Source organism: Jiella flava (genome assembly GCF_017349315.1).
GTDB classification, from domain to species: domain Bacteria; phylum Pseudomonadota; class Alphaproteobacteria; order Rhizobiales; family Rhizobiaceae; genus Jiella; species Jiella flava.
The window spans coordinates 229,238-246,212 of the sequence record NZ_JAFMPP010000004.1; the positions used below are offsets into that span (position 1 = coordinate 229,238).

17 protein-coding genes are annotated in these 16,975 nt (G+C 63.2%); 12 read left to right on the forward strand and 5 right to left on the reverse strand.

From position 1 onward, the window contains the following. Positions 1-193 precede the first annotated feature (193 nt). The 5 genes from J1C48_RS07140 to J1C48_RS07160 form a co-directional block, all read right to left on the reverse strand. Complete coding sequence (locus J1C48_RS07140) at positions 194-574, reverse strand: PTS glucitol/sorbitol transporter subunit IIA (RefSeq protein WP_207257121.1); 381 nt, start codon at positions 572-574, stop codon at positions 194-196. Between the two features lie 109 nt (positions 575-683). Further along, the gene (gene srlE / locus J1C48_RS07145) at positions 684-1,703 is read right to left on the reverse strand and encodes a PTS glucitol/sorbitol transporter subunit IIB (protein ID WP_207257122.1); all 1,020 of its coding nucleotides are present in this window, start codon (positions 1,701-1,703) and stop codon (positions 684-686) included. 28 nt (positions 1,704-1,731) lie between these two features. Next, a complete protein-coding gene (gene srlA, locus J1C48_RS07150) occupies positions 1,732-2,502 on the reverse strand; it encodes a PTS glucitol/sorbitol transporter subunit IIC (protein ID WP_207257169.1) in 771 nt (256 codons plus the stop codon). Between the two features lie 73 nt (positions 2,503-2,575). After that, the gene (locus J1C48_RS07155; RefSeq protein WP_207257123.1) at positions 2,576-3,004 is read right to left on the reverse strand and encodes a transcriptional regulator GutM; all 429 of its coding nucleotides are present in this window, start codon (positions 3,002-3,004) and stop codon (positions 2,576-2,578) included. Positions 3,005-3,250: 246 nt separating this feature from the next. Beyond that, positions 3,251-4,261, reverse strand: a complete 1,011-nt coding sequence (locus J1C48_RS07160) for a sugar-binding transcriptional regulator (protein ID WP_231081631.1) — start codon at positions 4,259-4,261, stop codon at positions 3,251-3,253. A gap of 199 nt (positions 4,262-4,460) precedes the next feature. Here J1C48_RS07160 and J1C48_RS07165 point away from each other — a divergent pair, with 199 nt between their 5' ends. From J1C48_RS07165 to fabZ, 12 genes are all read left to right on the forward strand, one after another. Continuing rightward, positions 4,461-5,162 carry a hypothetical protein gene (locus tag J1C48_RS07165; RefSeq protein ID WP_207257124.1) on the forward strand — a complete coding sequence of 234 codons (702 nt, stop codon included), beginning with the start codon at positions 4,461-4,463 and terminating at the stop codon, positions 5,160-5,162. Positions 5,163-5,185: 23 nt separating this feature from the next. Beyond that, a complete protein-coding gene (locus J1C48_RS07170; RefSeq protein WP_207257125.1) occupies positions 5,186-5,839 on the forward strand; it encodes a hypothetical protein in 654 nt (217 codons plus the stop codon). A gap of 217 nt (positions 5,840-6,056) precedes the next feature. Then, positions 6,057-6,887 carry a 30S ribosomal protein S2 gene (gene rpsB / locus J1C48_RS07175; RefSeq protein ID WP_231081630.1) on the forward strand — a complete coding sequence of 277 codons (831 nt, stop codon included), beginning with the start codon at positions 6,057-6,059 and terminating at the stop codon, positions 6,885-6,887. 148 nt (positions 6,888-7,035) lie between these two features. Next, positions 7,036-7,962: a translation elongation factor Ts gene (gene tsf, locus J1C48_RS07180; RefSeq protein ID WP_207257126.1), complete on the forward strand. Its 927-nt coding sequence runs from the start codon at positions 7,036-7,038 to the stop codon at positions 7,960-7,962. Positions 7,963-8,224: 262 nt separating this feature from the next. Then, the gene (pyrH, locus tag J1C48_RS07185) at positions 8,225-8,944 is read left to right on the forward strand and encodes a UMP kinase (protein ID WP_207257127.1); all 720 of its coding nucleotides are present in this window, start codon (positions 8,225-8,227) and stop codon (positions 8,942-8,944) included. 45 nt (positions 8,945-8,989) lie between these two features. Next, a complete protein-coding gene (gene frr, locus J1C48_RS07190) occupies positions 8,990-9,547 on the forward strand; it encodes a ribosome recycling factor (RefSeq protein WP_207257128.1) in 558 nt (185 codons plus the stop codon). Positions 9,548-9,571: 24 nt separating this feature from the next. Next, positions 9,572-10,321 (forward strand): isoprenyl transferase, encoded by a 750-nt coding sequence (locus J1C48_RS07195; protein ID WP_207257129.1) that lies wholly within the window; start codon positions 9,572-9,574, stop codon positions 10,319-10,321. Between the two features lie 4 nt (positions 10,322-10,325). Beyond that, positions 10,326-11,177: a phosphatidate cytidylyltransferase gene (locus J1C48_RS07200; RefSeq protein WP_207257130.1), complete on the forward strand. Its 852-nt coding sequence runs from the start codon at positions 10,326-10,328 to the stop codon at positions 11,175-11,177. A 451-nt stretch (positions 11,178-11,628) separates the two neighbouring features. Then, positions 11,629-12,768, forward strand: coding sequence for an RIP metalloprotease RseP (rseP, locus tag J1C48_RS07205; RefSeq protein ID WP_207257131.1), 1,140 nt, complete (start codon positions 11,629-11,631; stop codon positions 12,766-12,768). A gap of 198 nt (positions 12,769-12,966) precedes the next feature. Continuing rightward, positions 12,967-15,405, forward strand: a complete 2,439-nt coding sequence (bamA, locus tag J1C48_RS07210) for an outer membrane protein assembly factor BamA (RefSeq protein ID WP_207257132.1) — start codon at positions 12,967-12,969, stop codon at positions 15,403-15,405. Positions 15,406-15,454: 49 nt separating this feature from the next. Next, positions 15,455-16,516, forward strand: a complete 1,062-nt coding sequence (lpxD, locus tag J1C48_RS07215) for a UDP-3-O-(3-hydroxymyristoyl)glucosamine N-acyltransferase (protein ID WP_207257133.1) — start codon at positions 15,455-15,457, stop codon at positions 16,514-16,516. Beyond that, positions 16,509-16,973 (forward strand): 3-hydroxyacyl-ACP dehydratase FabZ, encoded by a 465-nt coding sequence (fabZ, locus tag J1C48_RS07220; RefSeq protein WP_207257134.1) that lies wholly within the window; start codon positions 16,509-16,511, stop codon positions 16,971-16,973. Before lpxD ends, fabZ begins: the two co-directional genes overlap by 8 nt. Positions 16,974-16,975 lie beyond the last annotated feature (2 nt).

Consider the following 16,975-nt stretch of genomic DNA (forward strand, 5'->3'; position numbering starts at 1 on the left):
CTCCGTTTGTTGCTGACGAACCGGCGAAAAAGGGCTCCGGCCAAGACACAGCGCAAGGCTGCGCCCGCCTGTCGAGCGGCGTCGGCGTCATGTGGCGTTGAAGGCGTCAAGCCGATGCAAAATTCGAACGGGCGAAGGTTGGGGGCCTTGGCCCTTCGCCCGCGGGCCACGGCAGCTGTCGCGCCTTCTCGCCTCAGTCGGTGATGGCGATCGCCGCACCGGATATCAACGCGGCAACGAAAGCTTCGCTGTCGACGCTGCTGGCGCAGATTTCGCCCGGCCGCTCGGCCGCCGTCGCACCGTTGAAATTTATGACGACGTGGCCGATGTCGCGGACTTTATTCCAGGCGAGATCGCCGAGGGCGGTGAGCGTGGCCGTCACCTCGCCGACGGCGATCGTCGCACCGACGGATGGGGCGGTTTCCGTCGGGCCGTCTTCGACGCGGTGAAGAACCGAGACTTCGGCCAGCTCCGGCGGCGCGCCCTCGGCGAACAGGATCAAGACGCCGCCTTCCGCAAGATCCGCGACATCCGGCCCGACTTCGGTGATGACGGTCCTCAGGTAGGTGGTCATGAAAGGCTCCTTCGGGCGGACTGCGAGCAGATGCGAAAAGCGATGCGGTTTGAAATCTTTGGTTCTTCTGCCCGGCGGCGGCGAACCGCCGGGCAGAAGGAGCGACATGTCAGAGGGCGAAACTTGCCGCCCAGGCGATCAGGACCGAGACCGGCCCCATGATCTGGCGGCTGAGAAGCACCGCCGGGACGCCGATTTCGATGGTCTTCGGCTTGGCCTCGCCGAGCGCCAGCCCGACCGGAACGAAGTCGCAGCCGACCTGGGCATTGTAGGCAAACAACGCCGGCAGCGCCATTTGCGGGGCGATCGTGCCATTGGCGATCTGCGGCCCGATGATCGCGACGCCGATCACCTGCGCGATCACCGCTCCCGGTCCGAGAATCGGCGACAGGAAGGGTAGCGAGCAAATGGCGGCAATGACCAGCAGGCCAACGATGTTGTTGGCGAGCGGTCCCATCGGCGCGGCCAGGACGTCGCCGATACCGGTATAAAGGATGATGCCGATCAGCATGGTCACGAAGGCCATGAAGGGCAAGACGTTGCGGATCACCTGATCGATGGTGCGGCGGCCGGCATTGAAGAAGATGCCGACGGCCTTGCCCATGACACGGCCGACCGAGGTGATCATGTTGATCAGTCCGCCCTGGGGCTCGTCCTCCATCGCCGCAGCCGCGCCGGTCGGCTGATCGGCGGAGGGCTTCGAAAAGTCCGTTGCGGCAGCGGCGGGCGCAGCGCTGGCTTCGCTGCCGTCGGCGTAGGAGACGTTCTCCGGCTTCACCCCCGAGACATAGATGTCTTCGGTGATGAACTGGGCCAGCGGGCCGGACTGGCCGACCGGCGTGAGGTTCACGGTCGGAATGCGCTTGCGCGGATAGACACCGCAGCGTGCGGTGCCGCCGCAGTCGATGACCACGGCCGCGATCTCGCCCTCGACGGGCGGCGAGCGGAAGCCGTCGACGGCGATGCCGCCGGTCATTTCGGCGATCTTCCTGGCCAACGGCGGGATGCCGCCACCGGTCACCGCCACGATCTTGTCCCGTTGCGCCGTGGGGGTGATCACCAGAGGGCCACCCCAGCCGGACGAGCCACGCTCGACCCGGACGGACTTGAACTTATCTGTCGTGCTCATTCTCATGTCCTCGCGAAAAACGCCTGGCTCAAAGCTCGATCTTCTGACGACGGGCCATCAGAGCTGTGATGCGCTCGGTCAACATGCCTTTGAAGAAAATGACGACGACACCGACGGCAAAGTAGAAGATCGCCAGACGGATGTGCCAGTTCGGCGGCAGGGCGCCCTTGGATTCGAGCTCCTGCAGGGCCACGAGAACGCCGCCCCAGACAAAGTATTCGCCCGGATTGGCATGCGGGAAGAGACCGAGAATCGGGTGCACGAAGGACACCGCCGAATCATAGAAGGCGGGCTTGTGCTTTTCTTCGAGGAAGGTGCCGAAGGTGTAGGCCATCGGATTGGTGAGGAAGAACACCGCCAGCACCGGCAGGACGGTGTAGCGGGTGAGCGCGATCTTGCCGGCGAAGCGGGCAAAGCCATGGACGCGCTGTTCGCCGATGAGTTCGGTCAGAGCGTAAAAGGCGGTCATCAGGACCACGAGGGTCGGAATGATGCCGACGACGAAGCCTTTGAAGGTTTCGCCGCCCTTCTGGAAGACGCCGATGAAGTCCTTGCCGATGGTGGTCAGCCAGGACAGCTGCTCCTCCTGTCGGACGTTCTGGACCTGCTGGGCATAGGAAGCGGCGTTGTTAGCGTCTGAGGCGTTTGTTCCGCCGGCCTGAGCGATCTGGACGAGACCGTCCGCGGAGCCGCCGCCCGCCGCGCCGTGATAAGCGAGCGCGGTGTGGACCAGCGCCTGGGCGTGATCGCCAGCCAGAGCGATATGATGGGGAATATCGGCCGCATGCGCGGCCACCATTATCAATGCCACCCGGTCATCCTCCCTTTGCTAATGGCCGCGTCGTGGCTCGACGCGGTATTCTCCTGTCGCCTTATGCTGCCGACGGTGCGGGCTGCATCGACGTGTGGGCCTGTCGCTGCTGCACACGGTCGAGCTGGGCGATGGCATTGGCGAGCGCCTTGCCGCGCCCCTTGTCGAAGTGCGAATCCGCAACGGCCGCGCGGAGCGCCGACAGCGGCTTGCCTTCCCATTCGGGCAATGGCTGGAACTTGGCGAGGACGCTGCGGCCCTCCATGACCATGACTTTTCGCAAGATCTCCGAGGGATCGACCACCGCCAGCGCGATGACGCCCTTGCCGAGGCTGCCGCGCGCATTGCCGGCGCCGACGCGCCCGTCCGACCACTTATCGCTGACGGCTCCCATCACGTCGCGAAAATGGCGCATCTGAAACCAGGTGCCCACCGACTGGAGCAGCCAGGCGCCGATCAAAAAGATCACCGCGATTTGCCAGAGTTCCATCAGACCAGCCCTCCCGACTGCCATGATCCTATTTGTCGCTGATCGATCGATGCGATCATCGCCTCCTCCTTATCTGTGAACATTTGTTTTTGCGAATGTCAATATGTCCATAGCATCATCGTTCCGTTACGCATCGCTTCCGCGTCGCTGTGCCCGGCATCGAGCATGCCGCAAGACGCGCGCCTAAGCGATCGGGCGGTGGCAAATTCCGCAACGGTTTCGGACATTTTTGCGATGGGGGTCAGGTTAGCCGGCGCGCAGCATGGCACGCGCGGTCTCCTCGTCGGTGATGAACACCGTTGGCGGCACGATCCGCATCACCGCGAGCAGCGCCCTTATCTTGTTCGGACCGCCGGAAGCAAGCACCCGGGTCGCGGCGGTTTTGATATTCGCCAAAGGGGCGGCAATCACCAGATTGTTGATCGGGTGATCGACGAATTCTCCTCTGTCGTCGAAGAAGTGGAACAAGACGTCGCCGACCGCGCCGGCGGCGACCAGATTGCGCCGCTCGGCCTCGGCGATATAGCCGCTGCGATAGGTGTTGGAGGCGGAATCGATGTCGCCGACGCTGAACACCAGGAGATCAAGGGCGGCGGACATCGCGATGACCGGTTCGAGGCCGCAGCGTTCGATCAGCGCATGCTTGGTGTCCTCGCTGTCGACGATGGCGGGGGCCGCGAGAAGATAGGCGTCGCCCTGGAAGATCTGGGCAAAGCGCCAGACGAACTCGGCCGGGTTGAAGCGGTGGGCCTGGGTGATGCCGCCAAGCAGAGAGACAACCTTGAGATCGTCGACGCCGCGGCTCTGGATATGGGGCAGGGACCCCAGCAGCGTGCGGCCCCAACCGAGGCCAACGGTGGCGCCGCTGGTCACCGCCTCGGAGAGATAGCTGCCGATCGCCGCGCTGATCGCCGGCGTCGGATCGACGCTTGGATCCGAAAGCGGCGCGACGATCGCCTGATCGAGCGCGAACCGCGCCTCCAACTCGCGCTCCAGCCGGGTGATCTCGGCGATCGGGCCGGATACCGAGATCTGCACCTCGCCACGCGCGCGCGCTTCGGCCAGAAGCCGCACCACCGTGACACGCCCGATATTGAGCTTGGCCGCGATGTCGTTCTGGGTCATTTGCTCGACATAATACATCCAGGCGGCGCGCACCCGCACACGGTCCATGCGCGAGATCGCCGGCGTCGCCGTCGGCGTCTGGAAGGGGCGGTTGCTTGGCGCTGTCTTGGTCGGGGCTGGCTTGGAGGACAAACGGGATCTCCGATCGGATGGCTGCGAAGTGACGGTGTCGGCAGGGCGCAGCCGCTGAGCAGGCGCGATCGAATGGTCCGCATCCGTTCGATAGCGCATGATGACGCGGGAGGTAAGCGTGATCAGCTTTGACGCCGCGTGATGGATTTGGATGCATCAATTATGTTAGATGATCCCATAGCAAGGCACGAGGCTCGCCATGTTTCCAACGCCCGATGATTTCGCTCTTCCGCTTAAGGATGGGGTGCGTGGTCTGCGCTCGACCATTCGCCGCGAGGCACGATCGGGGATGCTGTCCGACTTGGTGTTCGGTCAGGTGACGCCGTTTCGCGATGTGGCGATGATGGCCGACGGCGTCTTTTCGAGGGCCCAGCAGGCGGTTCGGGTGATCCGCCCGGACCGCGCCGAAGACCTTGCCAACCATCTCGACAGGCTCGGCCGGGGATTGGTTCAGGCCGATGCGCCAGGCGCCATGGCCCGCAGCCAGTATCGGCTCGTTCAGGCGGTCCTCGCGCAGATGGGGCGGGCCGACACACCGATCTTCGAGAGTCTGATCCTCGATCTGATGCGGCGGCGCACCGGCACGTCGGCCGATCCGGTCGAGGCGGCGGCGGCGTTGGCTGGGGCACTTGCGGCCCGCCGTCCGATTCGGGATTTCCTTTCGGCTATGCAGGGCGAGGGGGGCGCCGGCGAACTCGCCGAGCTCAACCGGATCGTCGCGTTGGTCTGCGGGCTTGCCGTTCTGGTGCGGCGGCTGAGCGGCGCCGAAGCCGAGACGGTGCTCCAAAGCGCCCAGTGGGTGGTGGACGCGGAAGCCAAAGCCTGGCTTGCCCTGTTGCGGGCCGGGCGGACGGCGGACCTCGCCGCGGCCTGGAGGCCGCTTCTGCGCTATCTGCCTTGAGCCCTGGCTGAGGGAGAGGCGACATGACACGATCGGTTCCGACAGCGGCCTGCGACATCGAACTCGACTCGGTGGCGAGCGGGCCTGATCTCAAGCACGGCATTCGCCGGCTTGGCACCTTCGCGCGCACCATCGACACGGCGCTCGACCAGTTCAATCGGCGCTATGCCAGCCGGCTGGTCTGTTCGCGGCCGGCGCTGACGCGCACCTTTCTCGACTGGGTGCGCGCCTTCGAGGCACAGCGGCCGATCGCAGACCGCGACCGTCGCGATTTCAGCCATTTCGCCGCCGGCCTCCTGATGCGGGCGATGCTGCAGAACGGACCGGTGCGCGATACGGCCAATAAGGCGTCGAGCGCTGAAGCGATGGCCCCCGCGGATGTGCTTGTCGCCAGAGCCAATCCGATCGTCGATTTCTGGCCCGAGGGCTTCTTCTATTTCGAGTTTTGCATCACCATCCTCGATGCGGTGCTCAGCGAGCAGGGCTTTGCCGGGATCGACCTGTCCGAGGAGACCTTCGAGCTGCGCAGCTGGGAATCGTTCCGCGAAAATGTGAAGAGCGATCCCGATCTTGCCATCCCCTTCTTCGACGTGTTCCTGAAGGGCGATCCGAATTGGAATTTTCCGCTGTTCGCGGCCTCGCGCCACGCCATTCGCCGGCGAATCTGCGACGATTGATGCGCGGATGGGGCTCGCTCTGCGGCCGATAAATCGCGCGGCTTGGCCGCGTTCGGTTGCCAAAGCGGCCGGATTGCTGTAAGGCGCCCCCCATTCCACACACGGAAGTCGGGTTGGATAGGCTGGAGCGATGCTCCGGTCACGTCGCGCCCACCGGTGGCGGCTTGATTGCCGCTTCATTCCGTGGAGGCATAACCGGTCAAAGGACAGACACACGATGGCATTGCCAGACTATTCCATGCGCCAGCTGCTCGAGGCGGGCGTTCACTTCGGTCACCAGACCCACCGCTGGAACCCGAAGATGGGCCCCTACATCTTTGGCGCGCGCAACAACATCCACATTCTCGATCTCGCCCAGACGGTGCCGCTGCTGCACCGCGCGCTGCTCGCCGTGTCCGACACCGTGGCCCGTGGCGGCCGTGTTTTGTTCGTCGGCACCAAGCGCCAGGCGTCCGATCTGGTTGCCGACGCCGCGCAGCGCTCGGCTCAGTATTACGTGAATTCGCGCTGGCTCGGCGGCATGCTGACCAACTGGAAGACCATTTCCGGTTCGATCCAGCGCCTGCGCAAGCTCGATGAGCTGTTGTCCGGCGGCGACGCCCAGGCCTTCACCAAGAAGGAGCGCCTGACGCTGACCCGCGAGCGCGACAAGCTCGAGCGCGCGCTCGGCGGGATCCGCGATATGGGCGGTGTGCCGGACATGATCTTCGTCATCGACACCAACAAGGAGTCGATCGCGATCGAGGAAGCCAAGCGTCTGCACATTCCGATCGTCGCCGTCGTCGATTCGAACTGTGATCCGGCACCGATCGATTACCCGATCCCGGGCAATGACGACGCTGCTCGTGCCATCGCGCTCTATTGCGACCTGATCGCGCGCGCTGCGGTTGACGGCATCGCCCGCCAGCAGGGCGACATGGGCGTCGACATCGGCGAGATGGAAGACGTGCCGGTCGAAGAGCTGCCGGAAGAGGCCGCCACCGGCGCCGCTTCGGCGAGCGAGGCGGCCGAGCTCGCCGACGCTGCGACGGGCCAGGCCGCCGGCTGATCGCAGCCTGTCGGGGCAATGTTGACGAGAATGCCGCCGGCATTTTCCACCTTGTCCCGCACGGATGACTGTAATCACCGCGTCACAATTCGGGCGCACCCGTTCTGAGAGAGCCGGTGCGCCAAATCATTTCCGAGGAAGGCTGAAGATGGCAATTTCCGCTTCGATGGTGAAGGAACTGCGCGAGAAGACCGGCGCAGGCATGATGGACTGCAAGACCGCTCTGTCCGAGACGAGCGGCGACATGGAAGCGGCGGTGGACTGGCTGCGCAAGAAGGGCATCGCCAAGGCCGACAAGAAGTCCGGCCGCACCGCCGCTGAAGGTCTGGTGGGCGTGGCTGCCGACGGTGCCAAGGCTATCGTCGTCGAGGTCAACTCCGAGACCGACTTCGTCGCCCGCAATGAGGCGTTTCAGACCCTCGTCAAGGACATCGCCGCTGTCGCTTTGACCACCGACGGCAACGTCGAGGCCGTTTCGGCCGCGACCTATCCGGGCTCCGACAAGTCGGTGAACGACACGGTGCGCGATGCCGTCGCGACCATCGGCGAGAACATGTCGCTGCGCCGCTCGGCGATGCTGACGGTCTCCGAGGGCGTCGTTGCGACCTACATCCACAATCAGGTGGTCGAGGGTCTCGGCAAGCTCGGCGTGCTGGTGGCGATCGAGTCGGCCGGCGACAAGGACAAGCTTGCCGCCTTCGGTCGGCAGGTGGCGATGCATGTCGCCGCGACCAACCCGCTGGCGCTGAACGCCGAAGAGATCGATCCGGCGACGGTCGAGCGCGAGAAGGCCATCTTTTCCGATCAGGCCCGCGCGTCGGGCAAGCCGGAGAACATCATCGAAAAGATGGTCGAAGGCCGGCTGCGCAAGTTCTATGAGGAGGTCGTCCTTCTCAAGCAGGCCTTCGTCATCAACCCGGATCTGACCGTCGAGAAGGCGCTGGCCGAGGCCGAGAAGGACTTCGGTGCGCCGGCAAAGATCACCGCTTTCGTACGCTTCGCCCTTGGCGAAGGCATCGAGCGCGAGGAGAGCGATTTTGCCTCCGAGGTGGCTGCGGCTGCCGGGAAGAAATAAGCGTTCGCGCGAGAACGCCTGTCCTGACCGCGACCGTGGGTGAGGACGATCCGGATTCGCCTTTTTGGTGAATTATCAATACGGGCGCTCGCTTCACAAGCGGGCGCCCGTATTGTATCCGCTGGCAGGATCAGCGTTCGACGCGGTTATTCGCCACTGGGACGATCAGGCCGCCACACGGTTGCTCGCCACGCGCGAGCAATACAACGAAAAGGCGAAGTCGGCGACAGCCGGGCTGGCCGCAAGCAGGACAGGACATCCGATGACCCCTGAAATCCGCTATCGCCGCGTCTTGCTGAAGGTTTCCGGTGAAGCGCTGATGGGTGAACAGGGGTTTGGGATCGACGTCGCGGTTGTCGACCGCATCGCTTCCGATATCGCCGAGGCGCGAGCGCTGGGTGTCGAGATTTCGGTGGTGATCGGCGGCGGCAACGTCTTTCGCGGCGTCGCCGTCGCTTCGAAAGGCGGCGACCGGGTGACCGGCGACCACATGGGCATGCTTGGCACGACCATCAACGCCCTGGCGCTGCGAACCTCGCTGACCAAGATGGGCGTCGACGCCATCGTTCTTTCGGCGATCGCGATGCCGGAAATCTGCGAAAGCTTCACCCAGCGCGCAGCGCTCGCCCATCAGGCGGCGGGGCGCGTGGTGATCTTTGCCGGCGGTACCGGCAATCCATTCTTCACCACCGATTCTGCCGGTGCGCTCCGCGCTGCCGAAATGGGGGCGGCCGCCTTGTTCAAGGGCACGCAAGTGGACGGGATCTATTCGGCCGATCCGAAGAAGGTCCCGGACGCGACGCGGTTCGACCAACTCAGCCATGACGAGGTCCTGCAGAAGGGCCTGGCGGTGATGGATATCGCTGCGGTCGCGCTGGCTCGCGAAAATCACATTCCGATCGTCGTGTTCTCGATCCATCAGAAGGGAGAGTTCGGGCGAATTCTCACCGGCTCGGGTCGTGCGACGGTTGTGTCGGACTGACCTGGCGGTCCGATCCTGCCCGTTCCAGAAAGAGGAAATCTTGATATGGCCGAACTTGACCTCAACGAACTGAAGCGCCGCATGGAAGGCGCCGTGACGAGCCTCAAGGGCGATCTGTCCGGCCTGCGAACGGGACGCGCTTCGGCCAGCCTGCTCGATCCGGTCACGGTCGAGGCCTACGGGTCGCAGATGCCGATCAACCAGGTCGCCAACATCTCGGTGCCGGAGCCGCGCATGGTTTCGGTGTCGGTTTGGGACAAGCAGATGGTCGGGAAGGTCGAGCGGGCGATCCGCGAGAGCAATCTCGGCCTCAACCCGGTGACCGATGGCACCACGTTGCGCATTCCGCTGCCGGAGTTGAACGAGGAGCGTCGTAAGGAGCTGGTCAAGGTCGCCCATCAGTATGCCGAGAGTGCGCGCGTCGCCGTCCGCCACGTTCGCCGCGACGGGATGGATAGCCTGAAGAAGAGCGAAAAAGCCGGGGACATCGGTCAGGACGAGAGCCGTCAGCAGTCTGACAAGGTTCAGAAAATGACGGATGATACCATTGCCGAAATCGACAAATTGCTTTCCGTAAAGGAAGGCGAAATCATGCAGGTGTAGATTTTCGACCGCCGACGCCTCACGATGGCAGGCCAATCGCAGGGAAGGGCGAGGACATTGCGGCATCCCCGACATGTGGCCATCATCATGGATGGCAACGGACGCTGGGCGCGAGCGCGCGGCTTGCCACGCAGTATGGGTCATAAGCGGGGTGTCGAGGCGGTTCGGGCCGCCGTGCGCACCGCGGGTGACCTCGGCATCGACTATCTGACGCTCTTTGCCTTTTCCTCGGAGAATTGGCGCCGTCCGAAAGACGAGGTCGAGGAGCTGATGGGGCTGCTCAAGCACTTCATCCGCCGGGATCTCGCCGACCTTCATAAGGAGGGCGTGCAGGTCCGGGTGATCGGCGCACGGGATGATCTGTCGCCGGATATTCGGGGCCTGCTCGAAGAGGCCGAGACCCTCACCAAGGACAACACCCGCCAGACCCTGGTCATCGCCTTCAATTACGGCGCGCGCGACGAGGTGGCTCGGGCGGTGCGTCGGATCGCCGAGAAGTTTGCCGCCGGGGAGGTCAGTCTCGATGCGCTCACCGCCGAATATCTCGGCGAGCACATGGATACGGCCGGTATTCCCGATCCCGATCTCATCATCCGCACGAGCGGCGAATTGCGGCTGTCGAACTTTCTGCTTTGGCAGGCCGCCTATTCGGAATTCGTCTTTCTGCCCTGCCTGTGGCCGGACTTCGATCGCCAGGCCTTCGAGGCCGCCCTTGCCGAATATGCCAGCCGCGATCGCCGTTTCGGAGGATTGTCGCGGGAAATCGCGTCCTGACGCGATGGGGCTGGGGATCAGACGGTTCTTCGCAGAGGGAAGCTGGGGGGATCTGAGGTCGCGGCTGGTCTCGGCCGTGGTGCTCGGCAGTTTCGTCTGTCTGCTAGTGTTTGCCGGCAGTTGGGGCTTCCGGCTGTTATGTTGCGCGACGGGATTCATCGTCTTCGACGAATGGTCGCGGATCACCCGGGCGCGGCGGATCCGGCCGCATTTCGCCTTCGGCCGCCGGGTCTTCTATCTGTCGCTGCTGGCGTTCGCCTTTGGTTTCGAGTTGGCCGCGCTGCTGATCTTCGTTGCGGGCCTCGGCTTTCTTGTCTTCATCGATCGCGGCGAGCGCAAGGCCGATTGGCTGATCGGCGGGCTGCTCTATGCGGCAGCGGCGACATTTCCGCCGGGTCTCCTGCGTGGCTCCGATCTGCCGGGCCTGTTGACGATCGGCTTTCTCGTCGCCGTTGTCTGGTCGACCGACATTTTCGCTTATTTCACCGGCCGCACCTTCGGCGGTCCGAAATTGTTGCCGGCGGTCTCGCCGAAAAAGACGCTGTCGGGAGCGCTCGGCGGCCTGGCAGCCGCGGTGCTGTTCGGTTGGCTTTTTGCCCGTTGGGCTGGCGGCACCGGCGGCCTCGCGATCGTGATCTTGGCGATCGTGCTGTCGGCCGCAGGGCAGGCGGGCGATCTTTACGAGTCCTGGATCAAGCGTCGCTTCGGCGTGAAAGACTCCGGCCGGCTCATTCCTGGACATGGCGGCTTGATGGATCGGATCGACGGTTTGATTGTCGCCACCAGCGTCGCTTGGTTCGTCGGCGTGCTGCTCGCTGGTTTCGAGCATCCGGCAGGCGCGTTCTTCGCAGGCTAAGCCTTCGAATCGACGCATCGTGCTTTGCCGAAAATCGATTCCGATTTTCGGGCCGATCCTGTAGTGGTCCGATCCGACATTTGGCCCCGTGTTGTTGAGGCTGCTCAGCCAATGTCGGAATCGAAAAGACCACGAGCCAAGGTCATGATCCTCGTCGATTTTCCGAATTTGACATTTCATTCGACGGACGACCCCAATTGCGATTCAGATGTCAAATTCAATCCACGAGATCGTGAGAGGGCACGAGAGCCTGAGGTTGGCGGGGCCGGCCCGCACTGCTATAGGTCGGTGCAAATGCGTCGCCCTGCGCATCGCGTCATCGGTCGGGCGGCTCTTTCCAATTTGATGCAACGTGACGAAACGCGGTCGTGACGGCGAGGCAAGGCGGCGACGAGCTGTCGGCGCCGCGACGCCGCACCAGAGTTGATGCCGGGATGAGGAGAGGCGGCTGATGGAAATCGGATCGATTATCGGCGGCCTGTGGAGCCACGGGCTGATCTACATCGTCCCGTTCCTCTTCGTCTTGACGATCATCGTTTTTTTTCACGAACTCGGGCACTTTCTGATCGGCCGTCTGTGCGGCATCAATACGCTCGCCTTCTCGGTGGGATTCGGCCCTGAGCTGATCGGCTTTACCGATCGTAGCGGCACCCGCTGGAAGCTGTCCGCGATTCCCCTTGGCGGCTATGTGAAATTTCTCGGCGACGAGAATGGCGCCTCGATTCCCGATCGGGACGCGGTTGCCGGAATGAGCGAAGAAGAGCGCCGCCATGCCTTCCCGTCCGCAAGTGTCGGGCGTCGGGCGGCGACCGTCGCCGCCGGGCCGATCGCCAACTTCGTCCTTGCCGTGGTGATTTTTTCCGCTGTCGTCTTCGTCAATGGACGGGTGGTTGGCGATCCGGTGGTTGCCTCGGTGGAGCCGAATTCACCCGCAGCCGCAGCCGGCTTCGAGCCCGGCGACACGGTGATCTCTGCCGGCGGTGAAACGATCGAATATTTTTCTGATTTGCAGCGCTATGTCGCCTCGGTCGGGGCGAACCCGATCAAGTTCGTCGTTCGGCGCGAGGGCAAGCTGGTCGATCTGACCGTGACTCCGCGGCTTGAGACCCGCACCGACGAATTCGGCAACACCATCACCATGCCGCTGGTCGGTCTGCGCGCCGACAATGCCCGGGGGGGATTCCGGGTCGAGCAGCCGAGCGTGATCGAGGCGGTGCAGTTCGGCATGGCGCAAACCTGGTTCATCACCCACCAGACCGTCGGCTTCATCGGCCAGGTGCTGACCGGCCGTCAGAACGCCGATCAGATCGGCGGGCCGATTCGGATCGCCAAGGTGTCGAGCGAGGTCTCGACCATCGGCATCGGGGCGCTCTTGAACCTCGCGGCGCTTCTGTCGATCTCGATCGGTATCCTCAATCTGTTGCCGATTCCGATGCTCGATGGCGGTCATTTGCTGTTCTATGCCTTCGAGGCAGTGCGCGGCCGACCGCTGAGCGAAAGAGTGCAGGAAGTGGGTTTCAGAATCGGTCTGGCCCTCGTGGTGCTGCTGATGATATTCGCTTTCTGGAACGACATTTCCGGCCAAGTGTAGGGGCATTTGGGCGCGGAAATGGGGATATGATTCATTAACCATGCCCGCATGGTTCGTGACCGGCTTGCAACGGCGTTTCTGATTCCTCAATCCACTTAGGCGAGTTTGCTTGAATGGATCGCCAAAGGCGGTACAAGGCGAACTCTAGGAAATGCGCGTCCTGCTGAACAGCAAGAAGACGACAAGGTGTTGGATAATATGACGGCTGGTACGAAAATTCTGCGGGCAGCGACCGCGATCGCGCTGTCTTCCACGGTTCTGGCCACCACAGCTCTCACCGTTCAACTGGCGAGTGTGACTGCGGCGAGCGCTGCGACGGTCAGTCGGATCGTGGTCCGGGGCAACAGCCGGGTCGACGCCGACACGATCCGCGGCTTCATGCAGATCAAGCCCGGGCAGAACGTCACCGCCGCCGATCAGGACGCTGCGGTGCGTCGACTTTATTCTACGGGACTGTTCTCAAACGTGCGCGTCAGCCAGTCCGGCAGCACGCTGACGGTTCAGGTCGACGAGAACGAGGTCGTCAATCAGGTTCTTTTCCAGGGCAATTCCAAGCTCAAGGACAAGCAGCTGATGGACGCCGTTCAGACGGCACCGCGGGGAGCGTATTCCAAGTCGATCGTCGATGCGGATGTCGACGCGATCAAGAAGGCCTATACCAGTATCGGCCGCAGCGACGCCGTAGTGACGCCGCAGATCCAGCAGATCGGCAAGGGCCAGGTCAACGTCATCTTCAATATCCAGGAAGGCGACCGCACCAAGATCGCCTCGATCAGCTTCGTCGGCAACAAGGCCTTCGGCGACAGCCGGCTGAAGCACGTGATCGCGCTGCGCGAGAGCGGTCTGCTCAGCTTTATCCAGCGTGACGACGTCTACGATCCGCAGCGGCTCGATGCGGACGAAGAAACGCTCCGCAAGTTCTACTACAATCACGGCTATGCCGACTTCCGCATTCTGTCGGCGGTGGCGGAGCTCGATCCGAAGCAGAACTCCTACTACATCACGATCACCGTCGATGAGGGCGAGCGCTACACCTTCGGAAAGATCACTATCGATTCCACCATCGAAGGCGTCGACACCCAGAGCCTTTACAGCGATCTCGATACGACCGAAGGCGAGGTCTACAGCGCCAAGGAAGTCGAGGACACCCTCGTCAACCTGACCAACGCGCTTGCCAACAAGGGCTTCGCCTTCGCCCAGGTGACGCCGCGCGGCAACCGTGACTTCGCCAACCACACCATCGCCATCGACTACGTGATCGACCAGGGTCCGCGGGTCTATGTCGAGCGCATCGAAATCCGCGGCAACACCAAGACCCGCGACTACGTCATCCGCCGCGAATTCGACATCGCCGAGGGCGACGCTTTCAATCAGGTGTTGATCCAGCGCGCCAAGCAGCGTCTGGAAGATCTGAAGTACTTCAACACCGTCAAGATCTCGACGGCGCCGGGCTCCGAGCCCGACCGGGTCATCGTTATCGTCGACGTCAACGAGAAGCCGACGGGCGAGATCTCGGTCGGCGGCGGTTACACGACCAGCAGCGAATCCTCCGGTCCCGTGGCCGAAGTCGGCATCCAGGAGCGCAACTTCCTCGGTCGCGGCCAGTTCATCAAAGTCTCAGCCGGTCTTGGCACTAACAGCCGGAGCTACCAGCTCTCCTTCACCGAGCCTTATTTCCTTGGTCAGCGGCTCGCGGCGGGCTTTGACGTCTACCACACCAAGACGACCGGCGACGATTATGACGTGACGCGTACGGGCGGCGACGTCCGGCTGGCGGCGCCGATCACCGATCACCTGACCGCGCAGGTGGCCTACAACTACAAGCGCGAGAGTTACGGCGACAGCACCGGTCTGACGGTCATCAATCCGTCGGACACGTCGACGACGATCAAGAGCACCTGTGGCGATCCCAATCCGCAGAACAATCTCAACGACAAGGGCGGCAACCCGATCAAAGCGCCGTCCTTCACCAACTCGCCGATCATCAATCAGGCGATCTGTAACAGCCCGTATTCGACCTCGTCGGTCTCCTACTCGCTGACCTACAACACGCTCGACAACAATCAGGATCCGCGCGACGGCTTCAAGGTGCAGGCCGGGCAGGAATTCGCCGGCCTCGGTGGCGATGCCCGCTACATCAAGACCACGGGCAAGGCGACCTATTTCAATCTCCTCAGCGAGGAATACGACGTTATCGGCCAGCTCTCGGGCGGCGCCGGCAACGTCATGTCGCTCGGCAGTGGCGGCCTGCGGGTGTTCGACAACTTCTTCAAGGGCGAGGACATCGTCCGCGGCTTCGACTCGCGGGGGATCGGCCCGCGCCAGTATGGCGTGGCGATCGGCGGCAGGGACTATGCCAATGTCTCGGCCGAAGCGACCTTCCCGCTGCCCGGCATCAATCGCGACCTCGGCTTCCGCGGAGCGGTCTTCGCCGATGCGGGTTCGCTCTGGGATAGCGAATATGCCGGTCAGCCGGGCGTCGTCGGCACCGACTTTGCGGTCCGCGCCTCGGCCGGTGTCGGCTTGATTTGGGCATCGCCGTTCGGTCCGCTGCGGGTAAACTACGCTTACCCGCTCAAGAAGGAAAAGTTCGACGACACGCAGCAGTTCTCCTTCGGGTTTTCCTCGCGTTTCTGACGCGACAGTTTGAGGATCGGGGGAGTCCGCTCCCCCGCCAGCAGTCGTCATGCCGGACACGTCATTCTTTTCGAAAGGTGCAGGTCTGACGGCGCGCGAATTGTGTGCGCTGACCGGGTCCGAACTCGGCGAGGGGACGGATCCCGACCTTCGTGTCACCGGCCTTGGGCCGTTGGATCGGGCCGGCCCCGATGATCTCGTCTTCTTCGACAATCCCCGCTACGAGACGCAGCTTCAAGCCACCAATGCTGGCTGCGTGCTCGTTGCGCAGAAGCATCTTGCGGTCATGCCCGCCGGTCTGCCGCATCTGATCGCCCGCAATGTCTCGATCGCTTTTGCGGCGGCCGGACGGGCGCTGTTTCCGGCGGCTCTCAAACCAACGCCGATTCTTGGCCAGGCCGGCATTTCGCCGCGCGCTGAAGTCGATCTGAGCGCGCGGATCGAGGCCGGGGTGACGATCGAGGCTTTCGCCGTCATCGGACCGAATGTGCAGATCGGGTCCGGCACGGTGATCTCCCCCGGCGCAGTGATCGCCGCCGGCTGCGCCATCGGTCGTGATTGCCGGATCGGGGCGCACGTCTCACTCGCCCATACGCTGCTCGGCAACCGCGTGGTCCTCCACCCCGGCGTCAAGATCGGTCAGGATGGGTTCGGCTATGTGCCGGGCCCTGCCGGCATGGACAAGGTCGTGCAGATTGGCCGGGTCATTATCCAGGACGACGTGGAAATCGGTGCCAACACGACGATCGACCGCGGAGCGGTGCGCGACACGGTGATCGGTGAAGGAACCAAGATCGACAATCAGGTCCAAATCGGGCACAACGTCGAGATTGGCCGCCATTCCGTCATCGTTTCGCAGGTTGGGATTTCCGGATCCACCACCATTGGCGACGGCGTGATGATTGGCGGTCAGACAGGGATCAACGGCCATGTGACGATTGGCGACGGGGCACAGATCGCGGCGGTTTCCGTCGTTGCGGGAAATGTTCCGCGCGGCGCACGCTGGGGTGGCATGCCAGCCAAACCGGTCCGCGAATGGTTCCGTGAAATGCGGTTTTTGACTGAACTGGCCAAGAAAGGGCGTACAACGAGGAATGACAGCGATGAGTGAGACGACGACGCTCGAGAGCGCCGATATCAATAGGATCATGGAGCTTCTGCCCCATCGCTATCCATTCCTGCTCATCGATCGGATCGTTGATATCGACCGGGACATGAGCGCCATCGGCATCAAGAACGTGACCGCCAACGAACCGCATTTCCTCGGTCATTTTCCGGCGGCTCCGGTGATGCCGGGCGTTTTGATCATCGAAGGCATGGCGCAGACCGCCGGCGCCATCTGCGCGATGTCGCGCGGTGGCGAAGCGCCGTCGCTGGTCTATTTCATGACCATCGACAACGCGAAGTTTCGCAAGCCTGTGATTCCGGGCGATCGCCTCGAATATCACGTGCGACAGACCAAGCGGCGGGCCAACATCTGGAAGTTCGACTGTGTCGCCAAGGTGGACGAGCAAAAGGTCGCCGAGGCGACGGTGAGCGCCATGCTCGTGCCACGCGACCCTGAGTAGTG